We start from the raw sequence: 15,621 nt of genomic DNA on the forward strand, positions 1-15,621 counted from the left end.
TCTCGAGCGTTTCAAGTATCCACAACGCACTGTTTCAATCGCGTCACGGCTTGATGGATCAAGACGCCGACGTGAGACACGCTCAGATCCATGACTTCCGCAATCTGTTTGTAAGAAAGCCCCTGCTGAAGCCGAAGCACGAGGACCTCCTGCTCACGCGGTGGGAGGGCAGCGATCTCGCGTTGAAGATGTTGACGCTCTTCGGAAGAGATGAGGGATTGGGTCGGATCTGGCGACGGCGCCGATTGTCGATCGACCTGCTCGCTAGCAAATTGGATAAACATTCGAGACTCCTTGCGATGGCAATCCATCGCGCGATGGCGACAGCATTTAAAAAGCCATGCCTCGACGTGATCCTCCAAAGCAGATCGCGGCTCCCGACACACTCTTAAGAACGTGTCTTGGACGCAATCTCGGGCGCGATCCCAATCCCCGGCCAGGAGTTTCGCCGCGTACGAAACCAACGGACGCTCGTATCTAGCAAACAGCGATCGAAGCCATTCGCGATCCGAGGCTGGGCCGTTTGGCGTTTCGTTCATGCCGCGCCTGTCCGTCGCAAACGTGCGATAAGGATTTTGGGAATAAGGAATGAGAAGAGGCACTCGGCCGCTGGGTTGCAATCGGCCGGGCTAATGAGGTAAACGCCGGCCGGGGGTGTCTCTTAGTCTCCGTGTCGTAATTGTTGAGAAAAAAATTCAAGTGCGAAGGACGGACGGGCACGGATCCGCCCCTCGCCTGGGTTGGCTGGTCTCGGGGGATGCACGCTAGGCGAGCATCGAAGCCCAAGTCTCTTTGGCGATTTGGAGGGCATCCGGGAGCTTGGCGGGGATCTTCCCACCTGCCTGCGCCAAATCCGCTTTGCCACCACCACCGCCGCCGACCGATTCGGCAACAGGAGTAATCCATTTGCCAGCGCTCAACCCGCGTTCGACGAGCGATTGGCTAATGCCTGCGATGAGAGTCACTTTGTCGTCCGCGCGGTTGGCGAGTAGCACCGCTACCGGCTCCACCGATTTCTTGCGCAGCTGGTCGATCCACTGACGCATCATACCTGCATTGGCGTTCGGGGTTTCCGCGACGATGAGCCGCGTACCTTCCACCTCGGTGGCTTGCTCGAGCAAGCTCTCGACAGAAATACTCCCGCCGCTTTCGCTCAGTTTCTTGATCTGCTCGTGGAGCTGTACCTGCTCCTTGAGCAACGCGTCGAGACGCTCTGGAACCTCTTCGTAAGAGACATTCAGCAACCGAGCGGCTTGCCGGAAAGAGGCTCGTGTGACGCCGTAGGCGGGCACCGATCCTGTCGATCCTGCCTTTCCCCCAACCAGGGCTGGTACCGCTTCGTTACCCGCACCGATGGAGAGCTTCTTCAATTTCCGGACGGCTAGGACCAAGTCCTGAACGGATTGGCCAAGCTTGTCGATCGTGCAGCCGAGCATTCCGGCAGTCGATTTGGCGAGGCTCTCGATCTTCGCGCGATGTTCGAGAGCTTTCGCACCGGTGAGGGCGGTGATACGTCGTGTTCCGGACGAAACGCTTTCCTCGGCCAGGATCTCCAGCGTTTGAATCTCCTTGGTGTTCGATGCGTGGGTTCCACCGCACAACTCCTTGGAAAACGACCCCATGGAGACCATGCGAACTGGGTCGGGATACTTTTCACCAAAGAGCATCATCGCCCCCGCTTCCCGAGCGGTACCCAGTGGCACCAGCTTCCAATCGATCGGAGCGGATTCCGAGATCCGTTGGTTGGACAATGCTTCCACTTTTTGGAGCAGATCGTCCGGCAACGATTCTTGATTGCTGAAGTCGAAGCGGAGCCAATCCGCGTCCACTTTGCTTCCCTGCTGCTGCGCGTGACCACCGACATGGCTTTGCAGAGCATGGTGCAAGATATGCGTGGCGGAGTGAGCCCGTTTGATCGCGTCGCGGCGAACTGTATCGACCGTCGCTTGGACTGTGTCGCCTTCCTTCAGTTCGCCCGAGATCATCTTCCCATAGTGGATGATCAGCTCACCGCTGCGTTGGGTATCGGTGACTTCGAACACGCCATTGGCGGTTTCGATTCGCCCCGAGTCACCGACTTGCCCACCGCTTTCCCCGTAGAAAGGAGTTTGATCGAGGACGATGCGAATCATTTCGTTGGTGGAGGCGGAAACGCTCGAAACCAAGCGGTCCTCTTTCGGTTTCCCCACAATGATCCCCTTGATTTGGGCAGAGGAGGACGACGATTCGTACCCGAGGAAATCGCAGCGATGGAGCGCTTCTTTGAGCGTTTCGATGGGACCGGTTTCAAACAATTCACCTTGCTCGCCACCGCTGATTTCTCCGTGTTCAGCCATCGCTTTGCGGTAGCCATCCCAGTCGAACGTGTAGTTCTTTTCGGCGGCAATTTGCTGGAACATCTCGGGCGGGACGCCGTGGGTTTGGTAGAGAGAAGCCGCTTCCCGTCCATCGACCATTACGCGCCCCGCGGAGGTCATGTCATCGAAGACTCGGTGAATGCGTTCCAAGCCCGAATCGATGGTCGCGAAGAAGTCTGCTTCCTCCCGTTTCATAACCTTAGCGACTCGGTCGGTCGTCGTGGCCAGCTCGGGATAAACCGACTTCATCATGCTCGCGACGACCGGAACCAGCTGGTAAAGGAAGGGCTCTCGCATCCCCATTTGGTGGCCATCGAGGACCGCGCGGCGAAGAAGACGTTTGATGACGTAACGGGCTTTCTTCGGTCCAGGATAAACATTTTCATGGATGGCGAAGGTGCACGCTCGAACGTGATCGGTGATGCGACGAAGGCGTCGACCGTTGTCGCTTTCGTACTCGTACTTTTGACCGACAGCTTCCGATGCGGCTTGCACAATTGGGAAGAGGATGTCGATGTGGAAGTTGGTAGGGACGTTCTGCAGCACGCTCGCGGTCCGTTCCAGTCCCATACCCGTGTCGATGTTCTTGCTCGGCAAGGGGCGCAAATTGTCCGGGGGATTGCCGACGCGATTGAACTGCGTGAAGACCAAATTCCAGATCTCAACCGACTTGCCGTTGTCGAGCTGGTAGTAGATTTCGCTGCACGGACCGCAAACCCCATCGGGTCCTTGACTCGGAGCGGAAGCAGGCCAGAAGTTTTCGTCTTCGTCCATGCGCGCGATGCGGCTGGTGGGGAGGCCTATCTTTTCGTTCCAAATCTTGGCCGCCTCGTCATCGTCTTTGTAGACGGTCACGGTGAGGCGGTTGGGATCGAGGGCCAGCCATTTTTTGTCGGTGAGAAACTCCCACGCCCACTGAATCGCTTCTTGCTTGAAGTAATCGCCGAAGCTGAAATTCCCAAGCATTTCAAAGAAGGTGTGGTGGTATGCCGTGCGACCCACATTGTCGATGTCCCCGGTCCGGAGGCACTTTTGGCAAGTCGTAGCGCGAGTAAAGTCGAGTTTGACTTTCCCCAGAAAGTGATCCTTGAATTGGTTCATCCCGGCGGGGGTGAACAGGACAGAGGGGTCCCAAGTCGGGACGAGAACGTCGCTGGCTTGGCGATGGTGCCCTTTGGATTGAAAGAAAGTCAGATACTTTTCGCGTAGTTCGTCCGTTTTCATAGCCGCTTGTGTGTCCTGATGGGCCCCGCTCTGGAGGCTGAGTAGACCGGGCAATCGCTCGAAAGGCCGATCGCCGAGAGAATGCGTGAATTTACCGTCGAAGCCCCGTTTCGCCAACGAGAGATGACCACGGAAACATTGAAGTGCATCGTGCCTTCCCCTCGCTCCCTGCCGGCCCCCCTCCCAGTCTGCCCAATTCGCAATCAAAACACCCGAACCATGCACTATTCAAAAAACTCATTTCCAATTTTGTTAATCCCGCGATTTTTTCCCAAATTTTTTTGAGGGGACTCGTCAATTGGGTTGATGGTATTTTTTTGCGAATTCCCAGCGAAATTTCTAACATTGCAAGAAATCGATGTACAGATCGTGTGGGTCAGGCGTTTTGTATGGGTTGGAGGACCGGAACCAAACCGTTGACAAACCGTTGTTGGAGGTCTTAATTGATTCGGTTGCGCTCGCACACACAGCTGGCTGTCAACACGTTTTGGCTTCTTTTTTCACGCCTCGTCAACGCCTGGATCCTCCCGAGTTTCTTGTCTTCCATCTGCGTTTGCAGATGGGGAGTTATTTTTTCGGTTTTTAAATGAAGGGTTCTGCAATGCGGAAGAATTTCGCACCTCGCACCAAGGGGTTCACACTGGTTGAACTTCTCGTGGTCATCGCCATTATTGGTATTCTGGTTGGACTTCTGTTGCCGGCGGTTCAGGCCGCTCGCGAAGCAGCACGACGAATGCAGTGCAGCAACAATCTCAAGCAGTTGGGATTGGCCGCTCACAACTTCGAATCGGCCTTGAAGAGATTCCCTCCAGGGGTTCTCGGAGCAGGGCGTGGCTCGAACGGATTGTACCAAGCACCTTTGGCTGAATTCGGCCAACACTCCGGCGTCGGGCACTTGGTCCACCTGTTCCCCTACACCGAGCAGACCGCTCTCTACGAGAGAATCTCGGCTGCTTCGAACCTCAACCCCGATACCAACGGCATCGGAGCCGTCTCCGGCACCTCCCAACAGCTGATGAACCGTTACTGGTGGGACACCGACTCGTGGGATGCAGCCCAATACACCATCCCAACCTTGCTCTGCCCAAGCGACACCGCTTCGGCTGGCACCGAGTACTCGGTTCTCACCAACTTCGCGACGACGACAGCTGCGACCGCTTTGCCTGGTTTCAGCATGTACTATGAAGGAACCCAGAACGCAGCTTGGCATGCGACCGTTGGAAAGACGAACTACCTTGGATGCGGTGGGCGAAACGGCGTTGTTGGATCGTCCGGCGTGAGTGCCACCACCACCAACGGTCTCCCAGCAGATTCCTTGACCGGTGTTTTCTACATCCGCAGCAAGACCAAGATCGGCGAAATCACCGACGGTACGAGCAACACCATCCTGTTCGGCGAAGTTACCGGTGGATTCAAGCAAGCCGCTCGACGCTCCGGTCGATTCATGTCGATGTGGTGGGTTAGCAACGGTCCTGTCTTCACTCGTTACATGGTCCCTGCGACCACCCAAGACCCCAACGATCAATGGTGGGGCGGTATCGCCAACGTTTCGTTCCCACACTGGAGCAAGTTCAGCAGCATGCACACTGGCATCGTGAACTTGGCACTTGCCGACGGGTCGGTCCGATCGTCAACCGTCAACATGGACGGCGCTTTGTGGCTTAACCTGGGTGGAATGAAGGAAGGAACCGTTGCTTCGTTCCAAGACTAGGTCCATTGTATTCAACCCTTAGTTCGTATTATCTCACGGAGAATTTGATGAAGAGCTTTTGTCTGATGGGTTTGTTCTGCCTTAGCTTGGTTTGCGTCACGGGCTGCAGCTCGTCGACCGAAGCAATCCCTGCAGCAAACCCCGTCAAGGAGCGTCCCAGTGCCCCTGCGGGCGTTGGCGGAGCTGCAAAATCAGGAGGATCGACCGCGGCTCCTTCGCCTGCGCCACAGCAGTAACGAACCGCTCGCTGGTTACCTTTCATTCTTTCAAAAGACGGTCGGGCCTTGTTTGGCTCGGCCGTCTTTGCTTTTGGGTCCCGCGATCTGTTGGATCGAGCATCACAAGGACTCAAAATTCCCGCTGCCTACAGAGCGGCCTTCGCAAAGATGGACGCATGTGCGGAATGTCGCACCCTTTTACAAAGAGTTAAGCGATTGACAAAGGATGGCCGACCGACTTTATTAGGAGGACGGTTCGCACACACCGAATCCGTCTCAATCAGCCGACGGCTTTTTGATGCCCCGCCCGGCCTTTCTCGCCCTCCCGCCCCGCTCGCTGCGCCCATTTAAGCCCAGTTCCTCTCGAACTTGATGTTTTCCAATCGCTATTGGCGTTGGATGCGCTTTTTTTGTTCGTTACCTGAAGGGAAATAGCATGCGGAAGAAATTCGCACCGCGTAGTAGAGGGTTCACGTTGGTTGAACTCCTCGTTGTGATCGCCATCATCGGGATCTTGGTCGGGCTCTTGCTGCCCGCTGTCCAAGCCGCGCGGGAAGCTGCTCGTCGAATGCAATGCAGCAACAATGTGAAGCAGCTGACCTTGGCGACTCATAACTTTGAGAGCGCATACAAACGAATTCCACCCGGATACTTGGGAAGCAAGGGAGACGTTGTTTATTCTACGACCCCCACGACGAGCCCCGAGCGTCGCGGTGCTCAATGGATCGGGCATTTGGTGTACCTGTTCCCCTTCATGGAACAGAACGCCCTCTACCAGCCTTGGTCCGATTTGCGCAACACCGATCCGACTGCGGCTCCCACAGGCAACACCACGACCGATGGGGAAAAGTTCCAGTTTTGGATCAATGGTGCCACGGGATACGACGGAGATCCATCTGACATCGATACCCTTTGGGATTGGCACCAATACCGCGTTCCATCCCTCCTCTGCCCATCGGATGATGCATACAGCAACACGGCTGCCACGATGGTGATCCTGCACACTTGGGGTACTGGGAATACGGGAACGGTCGGCGGATCCGGTTACGGGGTTCCGTTCAGCGCAACGCTGGGACGCACCAACTACCTAGGCAACGCCGGTCGTTTGGGTACGACGGAATCTCCTGCATGGAACGTATGGAAAGGTCCATTTGGTAACCGAACCAAGACTACCTTCGGTTCTATTTCGGACGGGACCTCCAATGTTCTCGCGTTTGGTGAAGCGATGGGTTCGTTCACCGATGCCGCTCGCGGCTCAGGCCGAACTTGGTCCTATTCATGGACCGTAGGACCGATGCCAACCGCTTGGGGTATTGGTGGCGCGCAGCCGTACATGTATTACAAGTACGCCAGTCGACACACCGGTATCATTACCGTTTCGCTGATGGATGGTTCGGTCCGATCAATTTCCACTAACATGGACAACACCACGTACCAGTACATCTCGGCCATGTCGGATGGCAACACCACTACCTTGAACGATTAATTCACTCGCTAGAAAGTCATTCATGAAACGATTCTGTGTTCTCTGTATTGGATTCAGTCTCTTCGCCCTGGGTTGCGGTGCGCAAGACGCATCCATTCCATCGGATTACTCCAAGAGCACCTTGCCCGCGGCTCCGCCATCCATGTCCTCAGGGGGCGGTCCAGAAAGTGGCGGGGGCGATGCACCGGCCGCAGGTGCCGCTCCGCCACCCAAGCTCGATCTGTAGGTCGTGCTGTTGTGACAGGACAGAAAAAAACCCGGCGATGATCGCCGGGTTTTTTTGTCGAATGGTCTCGGGGTTTACTCCCCTTGGCTGTGTTCGATTGCCTCGGGGTTTACTCCCCTTGGCTGTGTTCGAGATAGGCGGGGATATCGACGCCATCGACAAAGCTCGAGAGGGATTTGCTTCGTTGCGGGTGCTGCAATTTCTTTACCGCTTTGCTTTCGATTTGGCGAACACGCTCACGAGTGACTTGGAAGATCTTTCCAACTTCTTCCAAAGTATAGGCGTAGCCATCTGCCAAGCCGTATCGGAGCTTGAGGATTTCTCGCTCGCGATAGTTCAGCGTTTGCATCGCTTCTTGGATTTGCTGCTTAAGGGTTTGCTGGTTGGTTTCGTACAAGGGATCATCGTCGCGATAGTCTTCGAGAAATTCGCCGAAGAAGCTATCGTCGTGATCGCCGACCGGTTGATCGAGCGAGAGGGGCTGGCGAGCCATCTTGATCACGACGCGAGCATCGTCGAGGGACAATCCAGCTCGCTCGGCGGTTTCTTCGACGCTTGGTTCTCGGCCCAATTCTTGGATCAGGTCGCGGGTGACTTGGCGTACTTTGCTCATGGTATCAATCATGTGCACGGGGACTCGGATCGTACGGCTTTGGTCTGCGATGGCTCGGGTGATCGCTTGTCGGATCCACCAAGTTGCGTAGGTCGAGAACTTGAATCCTCGCTCATACTCGAACTTGTCTACCGCTCGCATGAGCCCCGTGTTTCCTTCTTGGATCAGATCCAAGAAGCTGAGTCCGCGGTTGCGATATTTCTTTGCGATCGAGACGACTAGGCGTAGATTTCCTGCGGAGAGCTCTCGTTTGGCCGCATCGTATTTCATGCGATTGGCTTGTACCTTCGATACGCGGCGTTCAAGGGTTGCGGGGGTTTCGTAGGTGATTCGCATCAAGTATCGGAGTTCATCGTACAGCTGCTTGAGCGGGGTACCGTCGCAGTGGCCATTCTTCTTGGCTTCTTCAATGCGAGTCTTCAGAACCGACATTTGCGATTGGATCGCAGTCAGCTTGGTGAACATGGGTTCCAAGCGATTGGCCCGAAGGTTCATCTCTTCGATCAATCGAACCGCCTTGTTGCGACGACAGACGAGTCGTTTCCAAGCAGCCCGGCGAGCTTCGATGGTGTTCCCTTTGCTGATGGCGGTGTAGTAATCGCCGTGATTGCGGAGTAGGAGGTGACGAAGGGTTTTGATGTTGGGTCCGATGCGTCGCATGATGGCGACTTTCTCTGCGGCATTGGTAACGCTGACTTCGATGGTGCGATCGAGTCGAAGCTTCCCGTCTCGGACTTGCTCGAGGAGTTTGGTGGCTCCTTGCAACATGAAATCGGTTGCGAGCATCCACTGGCGGTAGGCTGAACGTGTCATCTCGATAAGGCGAGCCGCCGTGACTTCTTGCTGGCGGGTGAGCAAAGGGATTTCGCCCATTTGCATCAGGTACATGCGGACAGGATCTTCGGTGGCATCGACGACTTCACCGTCTTCGGAATCGAACAGTCCGGTTTCTTCGTCGACCATTTCTTCGTCGAGCTCGACATCAAAGCTGTCGTCGCTCTCAACGTCCTCTTCTTCTTCCTCTTCTTGGACGTTTCCGTCGTAGAGGCCTTCGTAGCAGCTGCCGTAATCGCGATCTTCGTTGGCGTACGTGAATCCGGCTTTGCTTCCGCGTCGGGTGGTTCGAGAGGTGGTTCGTCGAGTCATAGCTTGGCCCATCGTGTGGAGTGACTGTGATGCGTCGTCGGAGCAACTGGTTCCGTCTTGGTGACAGGAGTTCAATGCAGGGGGCGTGCCGCAGGACGGGAAGAAAATGGCGAGAAAGTGTCGCCACCAATGAAAAGACTGGGTTCATGCGTCTATAATTCGAGTTCGCACCGATTCAAGAGAATTTGGTCGTCGAAAATTCGCCACGCCCCGATGTCGTTTTTTTTCAACATGATGCCGATCGACAACGCCCCTCGATCCTATCCGCGCCTGCCATGGTATTGCCTGGAACGGTTTCGGCCGGTCCTGACCAACATGGTTCGACATGCCTCCCGTCTCCCGATGGCCTCCCGTCTCCCGATGGTGAGCGGGCTGGTGGCGGTACTGCTGGCAGTCACTCTTGAACTCTGGGTGGGTCGATGGGTACCGTGGACATTGCTTCTCGTCGGTACCGCCATGGCCCTGCGAGGAATCGCGCAGGTTGGCTCGCGTCTCGGTATCGAAGTCTGGTTCCTCCCGCTCTGTCTTTTGTTCGGCGCAACTTTTAGCTTCTATGCGGGGAATCAACGGACGCGAGCCGAGCGCCAACTGGCCCATTGGAAAGAGGCCGCGGCTAGCTTAACCGGCTTGGACCCTCTTCACTGGAGCCCCGTCGCGCTGCGAGGCTCGGTCGACAGTCCTGTTCGTTATCGACGGGCCGTCATGCCCCTCCCCGGTTCCAAGCAGACCGATTCCACTGCGCGTCCGGGGACCGTCACCCAGGAGGACTGGCAATCGCAGACGGTACTAGAAGTCTCGCAGGTTCGGATTGGGGGGACCTGGAAGAGAGTGCAGGCTCGCGTTCCGCTCATTGTCGATGGCCGATTGGATGCGATCCTGCCGGGCGATTCGGTAGAAGTTTTCTGCCAGTGGAAGCTACCGAGCCAAGCACGCAATCCAGGGCAATTCGATTTGGCGTCGTATTATGCAGATCGAGGCTACTCGGCTCAAGCTCGAGCGGACGGTCCGGATCAACTGAGAATCCGCTCCGCCCCCGATCGCTGGAGAGCGGATCGGTTCTTGGCATGGGTGGGGCACATTGCGCTGCAATCGATGGAAAGGCATGTTCCGTTCGGACAGTTCCCGCTGGCGTCTGCTTTGATCTTAGGGCAACGCGACATGGTCGCATGGCGTTTGCAAGAAGACCTGTTGGCAACGGGGTCCATTCACATGCTATCGATCTCGGGAATGCACATCGAGATGCTGTCGACAGCCCTCTTATTGATGGGTACGGCTTGCTCTCTGCGCCGCACCTACTTGTTTCTCACCGTGGGGTTCGTGATTTGGGGATATACGCTCCTATGCGGAACCAACCCACCGGTGATGAGAGCTGCGATTATGTTGAGCGTGACCTTTGTTGCCAGGCTCTTGGATTGGCAATCGTCCAGCCTCAACAACTTGGCGTTCGCAGGATTGGTACTGATGCTGGGGAGGCCGGCCGTGTTCTTCGAACTAGGAACCCAGCTATCCTTTTTAGCTGTTGCAGTGCTGATACTCTCCGGCGAACGCTTGGTGCGACGGGCAGCACCCCTCCTGTCGTTGATCGAAGCGAGGCATGGGAAAGTCCGGCGAACCATGCGCTCGTTTCGCATTCAGTGCATCGACATGTTCCGAGCAAGTTTCTGGGTTTGGTTCTTGACCGCTCCGTTGGTATGGAGCGGGTTTCATGTGATAAGTCCTGTTGCGATCCCGCTAAATGTCTTGCTTTCCCCCTTGATGCTCATCGCGCTGACAGCCGGGCTCGGCATGATCTTGTTAGGCTGGCTGGACCCATTCGGAGCGATCCTCGGGGGAATTTGCGGAGGATCGTTAGGGCTGGTGGATGTATTCGTGGCATGGGGGGAGAGACTGCCTGGCGGGCACTTTTGGGCTCCCGCTCCGCCGATGGTTTGGTTGTTCTCGTTCTATGCCCTCGGTATCGGGGCAGCATGGTGGCACGGCGTGCGTCGGATTCGCGGTCGACGTCGCGTGCTCTATCTGCTTATGGCGTGGATGATGGTGGGGCTCGCTTACCATCCAGTCCGGCGGTGGATCGAGCGAACATGGATGCCGTCCCCCGGACTATCGATCACATTCTTCGACGTGGGGCATGGATGCCATGTTTGGGTCGAAACCCCCGATCGCGCGTTGTGGTGCTACGACGCAGGTCGCATGGGGGACCACGACAAGAGCTATCGGGTCATGGCGGATTCGTTATGGGCGATGAACCACGCCACGATTAATACGTTGGTTCTTTCGCATGCCGACGCGGATCACTTCAATGCCATACCCGGATTGCTCGAGCGGTTCTGGATCCGCCGCTTGGTGACTACACCCCAAGTCTGGGAGCATTCCGATCCCGCCCTTCGCGACCTGCTAACTCGCCTGGAATCCGCGAAGGTTCCGGTGGAAACGTGGCGCGCTGGGCATGCAGAAGAGGGACGCAATTGGAGCTTGATGGCACTGCATCCGCATCAAGGAGGTAGCCTCGGGAGCGACAACGCCGATAGCCTTTGCTTGCTGATCGAGTACGCCGGTCGAAGATTGCTGCTGCCTGGAGATCTAGAGCCTCCGGGAACGTCGCAGTTGCTCGGGCTGCGTCACATCGATGTTGATTTGCTGATGGCTCCCCACCATGGTTCGTTGAGCGCCCGGGCCGACCAAGTCGTTGCGTGGTGTGAGCCTGACGCCGTCGTGGTGAGTGGATCGGCCAAGACCCTTTCCCCAAAAGTGGAGGCGTTGTTTGGGGCTTCGGGACGCCAGCTCTATCTCACCGCGCGCGACCGCGCCATTCGATTTGAAATCCGCAGCGACGGCGGGATGGTTGCGAAGTTGTGGCGAGAGGGTGAATGGGAGCTCGCTACCACGTTTCCGGATAGATAACAAACTCGATACGTCGATTCGCAAATCGACCTGCAGGAGTCTGATTGTCTCCGACAGGATAGTTCTCGCCGTGCGCCAAGGTGAAGAGTTGGGATGGCGGGAGCTGATTGCGCCGGGTTAGATGCTCCAAGACGGCATTGGACTGCGCGGCCGCCAGCTGATGGCTGGTCGAATAGGTTCCTCCATAGAGCGGGCCATTGTCGGTGTGACCTTCGATCGCAATGCGCTGCCGTTTGTAATCGGCTGCGATAACCTGAGCGACTCGATCGAGGATCCCCGAAGCAGAGGGGGAGAGTTGGGAGGTTCCAGTCTGAAAGAGTTGGTCGGCAGGAACACGAACCCGAATGACCCCATTGTCTTCTTCCACGGCCAGCCCCAACTCACGGAGCGATCCGCTGCTGACTCGCCCGCTGGTGTTCGCCGTCAGTTTCGCGCCACCGCGTCTCTGTTGAGAAGATTCCATGCTTTGAAGACGGTCCGCCAACCCACGCGCCTGTTGGCTCGTTTGAGCATTGGCCATGCGCGTGTTTTGTAATTGATTGTTGACCTCAGCAAGCTGGCGTTGCATGAGGTCCGCTCGCTCTTTGTACAGTTGCATCTGCTGCTGCGATTGGGCAAGCTGTGTGGTGAGCTGTCGATTGTTCTCATCGAGCAGCTTGGCCCGCCGTTCGACTTCCGCCATTTGCGCGGAGAACTGCTGTTGCATTTCGGGCGCAATGGGCTGATTTCCGGCAAGCGTGAAGCCCGAGGGGCTGGCCGTGAGGTACGGATTGCTTCGATTGCAACCGGAGAGACAAAGGAGCGATGCCCAACACAGCGCAAGCAAAACGCTCCCGCAGGCAATGCGGGAGCGCTGTGCGTCGTTTTGGCTGTGCAGTTCGATCTTGGTACCCATGAATGATGCTGTATCAATTCCAAGGGACTGGATCAAGCCGAACTTGGGATCTATCGCTTTTCTTTTAAGGCAGCTTTCAATTCATCTAGAAAAACTTGGTACTCTTCCTTGGACTCGTCTTTGACGAGAGAGATTGCTAGCTCTTGCGTTTTGATCGCTCCGGCCGTGTCTCCTTCAACGAACTGGAGGTGGGACACGGTGTCGAGGATACCGGCCTTCATGTCAGCCGACGCTTTCTCGGCAGCTTTTTGAGCAGCCTGTCGGGCCTGTTTGATCAATTTTTTATCTTTGAGTTCACCAGCATCGGCCAGCTCATAAATGGTCCATGTCACCATGTTGATGACTTCGGGGCGTCCTTCGTAAGACGCATACGTTTCGGTGAGGACAGCGGGGAGTTTGTCTGCGGAATCTTTGTCTTGGAGAAGAACTTGGAGTTTGGCGAGTCGGAGTTGGGTGATGATCTCTTCGTTTTTCGATGTCGCGAGGGCTTCATCGATCAGTTCGATGGCTTGCTGTGGTTTTCCTCGTCGCATGCTGCTGCCGATTTTGCCGAAGAGCTCTTCTAGCTTTTCCTTTTCTTGGAACTCAGCCAGATACGCAGCGCGGTCCCATTTTCCATCGACGACTTGCGTGAGAACGCTATCCATTTCCATTGGATGTCCGATCCATTCGATCTTCTGGTCCTTTCCGACGATGAAGGCACAAGGGATACCGTTTTGATTGGCGGCCTTCATGTAGGCTTCGTGCGTGGAAGCATCTGGATCCGCCGTCAAGCAGTAGGCGTTGGTCAGCTCTCGGTACGTTTTGGCGGTCAGTTTTTCCTTTTTGCTGCCCCCCTCGGCGGCTTCGTCGTCAGCCTCGAATTTCTGGTCCAAGAATTCCTTGATCGTATCGGTATCTTCATCGCTGACGCTGACGATCTGGACCCCTTTGTCCGCGAACTCTTTTTGAATCTTCACCAAGTGGGGCATGCTCGACACGCAGGGTCCGCACCAAGTCGCCCAGAACTCGACGACATAGATTTTGCCGTTCTCGAACCTGGTTACCGGCTTGAATTTGCCTTCACCGTTCGAGATCCAATGTTGGATATCGAGAGCAGGAGCGGTCGAGCCAATGGTCAATTTTTCTTCGGCCCGAAGGGTTGCACCGGAAAGTTGAATGGCGGTGCAAGCGATGCAGGAAGCGAGAATTGCTCGTCGAACGTTCTTCCAAACTCGCTTGATGTTCACGGAATGGGTCATCTTCATGTAGGGTCCTTGCAGTCCGGCACGGTCGGTGTCATCAGGGCCTTCAAACGGTACTCAGGGAATTCGAACCCATCCGCACGGCGCCCCGGTTGCCTGATGCGGACCCTACGAGGATATCCGCCTCCCCTGGGAAGGGAAACGGGGAAAAATTCGATCCCTTGTTAGAAATGCTCCGGAACGCCTCTTCTCCGTTGGAAACCTGGACTGGATTCGATACACTCTCCCCCCTTGAGGCCCGGCTCCCAGCCATGATTCTTGACCACGGAATAAGTTACCTATGCTCGACCGAAAGTTCGTTCTCGAAAACCTGGACGCCGTCAAACAGAATTGTGTGAACCGAGGCGTGCCCGCATCGAATTTGGACCGATTCGTCGAAGTCGAGACGAGGCGGCGCGCCAAACTGACGGAAGCCGAGGATTTGAATCGGAAGGCGAACGACATCAATTCCAAGATGAAGTCCGCCACCCCTGCGGAACGCGAAGGGTTGAAGGAGCAGGGGAAGCTGCTGCGAGAACAGAAAGAGGCGGCTCAGCACGAGCACGACGCCTTGGACAAAGAGATTCTCGGAATCCTCGCGCATATCCCGAACATGACCAATCCTGCGGCGCCAATCGGGGGTGACGACCTAGCCAATTTGGAGATCGCGCGAGGCAAGACGCCGATTCCCCACTTCGATTTTCCCGCCAAGGATCACTTGGAGCTCGGAAAGCTTCATGACCTGATCGACTTTGAAGCGGGAGCACGCGTCGCGGGAGCAGGCTTCTACTTCTTGAAAAACGATGCCGTCTTGCTCGAGTTGGCTCTGCAGCAATTTGCGGTGCAGCAGCTTGTTCGGAAAGGCTTTGTTCCCGTTTCGACACCCGATCTCGCTAATACCTCGACCCTTCATGGCATCGGGTTCATTCCTCGCGGACCCGAGACGCAGATTTATAGTGTCGAGAATTCCGATTTGAATTTGGTAGCCACCGCAGAAATCACGCTCGGGGGAATGTACTCCGGTTTGGTCTTAGAAGCGGAGCAATTGCCCCTCAAGCTAGTCGGTATCAGCCATTGCTTCCGCACCGAAGCCGGCGCTGCAGGCCGCGCCTCCAAGGGACTTTATCGCGTCCATCAGTTCACGAAGGTAGAGATGTTCGCCTTCACGTTGGAAAGCCAAAGCGATGCGATCCACGAAGAGCTTCGTCAGATCGAGTGCGATCTGTTCGATGCGTTGGAAGTTCCCTATCGCGTGGTGGATACTGCCACCGGCGACTTGGGCGGCCCTGCCTATCGCAAATACGATTTAGAGGCGTGGATGCCCGGACGGGGTGAGACCGGAGAGTGGGGCGAAGTAACCAGCACCTCCAACTGCACCGATTACCAAGCGAGACGATTGAACATTCGCTATAAGAACAAGAATGAGAAAGGAACGCATTTCGTCCATACGTTAAACGGGACTGCCGTTGCGATCAGCCGCGCGATCATTGCCATTCTGGAGAACCATCAGCAGGCGGATGGTTCGATTGTCGTTCCCAAGGTCTTACAGCCTTGGATGGGCAAAGAACGTATCGGCTGATAAGCGACTCAGGTTTTCTTTCATGCCGGACCCGCTCGCACG

At 56.1% G+C, this 15,621-nt stretch carries 11 protein-coding genes; 6 read left to right on the top strand and 5 right to left on the bottom strand.

Annotated elements, in window-relative coordinates; genetic code table 11:
• Positions 1-11: 11 nt before the first annotated feature.
• Together VN12_RS11715 and alaS are read right to left on the bottom strand one after the other, a co-directional pair.
• Positions 12-539 (bottom strand): RNA polymerase sigma factor, encoded by a 528-nt coding sequence (locus VN12_RS11715; protein ID WP_146677012.1) that lies wholly within the window; start codon positions 537-539, stop codon positions 12-14.
• 225 nt (positions 540-764) lie between these two features.
• The gene (gene alaS / locus VN12_RS11720; RefSeq protein ID WP_146677013.1) at positions 765-3,581 is read right to left on the bottom strand and encodes an alanine--tRNA ligase; all 2,817 of its coding nucleotides are present in this window, start codon (positions 3,579-3,581) and stop codon (positions 765-767) included.
• Positions 3,582-4,182: 601 nt separating this feature from the next.
• Between alaS and VN12_RS11725 the strand changes: the two genes are divergently transcribed.
• The 4 genes from VN12_RS11725 (at position 4,183) to VN12_RS11740 (ending at position 7,222) form a co-directional block, all read left to right on the top strand.
• Entirely contained in the window at positions 4,183-5,292 is a 1,110-nt protein-coding gene (locus VN12_RS11725; RefSeq protein WP_168164346.1) for a DUF1559 domain-containing protein, read from the top strand.
• Positions 5,293-5,339: 47 nt separating this feature from the next.
• On the top strand, positions 5,340-5,528 hold the full coding sequence (locus tag VN12_RS11730) for a hypothetical protein (protein WP_146677015.1): 189 nt from the start codon (positions 5,340-5,342) through the stop codon (positions 5,526-5,528).
• A 418-nt stretch (positions 5,529-5,946) separates the two neighbouring features.
• Positions 5,947-6,996 (top strand): DUF1559 domain-containing protein, encoded by a 1,050-nt coding sequence (locus VN12_RS11735; protein WP_146677016.1) that lies wholly within the window; start codon positions 5,947-5,949, stop codon positions 6,994-6,996.
• A 22-nt stretch (positions 6,997-7,018) separates the two neighbouring features.
• On the top strand, positions 7,019-7,222 hold the full coding sequence (locus tag VN12_RS11740; protein WP_146677017.1) for a hypothetical protein: 204 nt from the start codon (positions 7,019-7,021) through the stop codon (positions 7,220-7,222).
• A 109-nt stretch (positions 7,223-7,331) separates the two neighbouring features.
• On the opposite strand, the gene VN12_RS11745 is transcribed toward VN12_RS11740, so the two are convergent.
• Positions 7,332-8,981 (bottom strand): sigma-70 family RNA polymerase sigma factor, encoded by a 1,650-nt coding sequence (locus VN12_RS11745; protein ID WP_240491403.1) that lies wholly within the window; start codon positions 8,979-8,981, stop codon positions 7,332-7,334.
• 213 nt (positions 8,982-9,194) lie between these two features.
• Here VN12_RS11745 and VN12_RS11750 point away from each other — a divergent pair, with 213 nt between their 5' ends.
• Positions 9,195-11,882 carry a ComEC/Rec2 family competence protein gene (locus VN12_RS11750; RefSeq protein WP_168164348.1) on the top strand — a complete coding sequence of 896 codons (2,688 nt, stop codon included), beginning with the start codon at positions 9,195-9,197 and terminating at the stop codon, positions 11,880-11,882.
• On the opposite strand, the gene VN12_RS11755 is transcribed toward VN12_RS11750, so the two are convergent.
• Entirely contained in the window at positions 11,860-12,777 is a 918-nt protein-coding gene (locus VN12_RS11755; protein WP_146677020.1) for a flagellar motor protein MotB, read from the bottom strand. The genes VN12_RS11750 and VN12_RS11755 overlap by 23 nt on opposite strands.
• 50 nt (positions 12,778-12,827) lie before the next feature.
• Positions 12,828-14,024 carry a redoxin domain-containing protein gene (locus tag VN12_RS11760; RefSeq protein ID WP_146677021.1) on the bottom strand — a complete coding sequence of 399 codons (1,197 nt, stop codon included), beginning with the start codon at positions 14,022-14,024 and terminating at the stop codon, positions 12,828-12,830.
• 277 nt (positions 14,025-14,301) lie between these two features.
• Here VN12_RS11760 and serS point away from each other — a divergent pair, with 277 nt between their 5' ends.
• On the top strand, positions 14,302-15,579 hold the full coding sequence (gene serS / locus VN12_RS11765) for a serine--tRNA ligase (RefSeq protein WP_146677022.1): 1,278 nt from the start codon (positions 14,302-14,304) through the stop codon (positions 15,577-15,579).
• Positions 15,580-15,621 lie beyond the last annotated feature (42 nt).

The organism is Pirellula sp. SH-Sr6A (assembly GCF_001610875.1).
Classification (GTDB): Bacteria; Planctomycetota; Planctomycetia; order Pirellulales; family Pirellulaceae; genus JBKCUI01.

What these genes read in the sequence shown, in the direction of transcription:
- VN12_RS11735 (WP_146677016.1), top strand. Translation starts at nt 5,947, where the DNA reads ATGCGGAAGAAATTCGCACCGCGTAGTAGAGGGTTCACGTTGGTTGAA.
- VN12_RS11740 (WP_146677017.1), top strand. Translation starts at nt 7,019, where the DNA reads ATGAAACGATTCTGTGTTCTCTGTATTGGATTCAGTCTCTTCGCCCTG.
- VN12_RS11715 (WP_146677012.1), bottom strand. Translation starts at nt 539, where the DNA reads ATGAACGAAACGCCAAACGGCCCAGCCTCGGATCGCGAATGGCTTCGA.
- serS (WP_146677022.1), top strand. Translation starts at nt 14,302, where the DNA reads ATGCTCGACCGAAAGTTCGTTCTCGAAAACCTGGACGCCGTCAAACAG.
- VN12_RS11730 (WP_146677015.1), top strand. Translation starts at nt 5,340, where the DNA reads ATGAAGAGCTTTTGTCTGATGGGTTTGTTCTGCCTTAGCTTGGTTTGC.
- alaS (WP_146677013.1), bottom strand. Translation starts at nt 3,581, where the DNA reads ATGAAAACGGACGAACTACGCGAAAAGTATCTGACTTTCTTTCAATCC.
- VN12_RS11750 (WP_168164348.1), top strand. Translation starts at nt 9,195, where the DNA reads ATGTCGTTTTTTTTCAACATGATGCCGATCGACAACGCCCCTCGATCC.
- VN12_RS11745 (WP_240491403.1), bottom strand. Translation starts at nt 8,981, where the DNA reads ATGACTCGACGAACCACCTCTCGAACCACCCGACGCGGAAGCAAAGCC.
- VN12_RS11725 (WP_168164346.1), top strand. Translation starts at nt 4,183, where the DNA reads ATGCGGAAGAATTTCGCACCTCGCACCAAGGGGTTCACACTGGTTGAA.
- VN12_RS11755 (WP_146677020.1), bottom strand. Translation starts at nt 12,777, where the DNA reads ATGGGTACCAAGATCGAACTGCACAGCCAAAACGACGCACAGCGCTCC.
- VN12_RS11760 (WP_146677021.1), bottom strand. Translation starts at nt 14,024, where the DNA reads ATGAAGATGACCCATTCCGTGAACATCAAGCGAGTTTGGAAGAACGTT.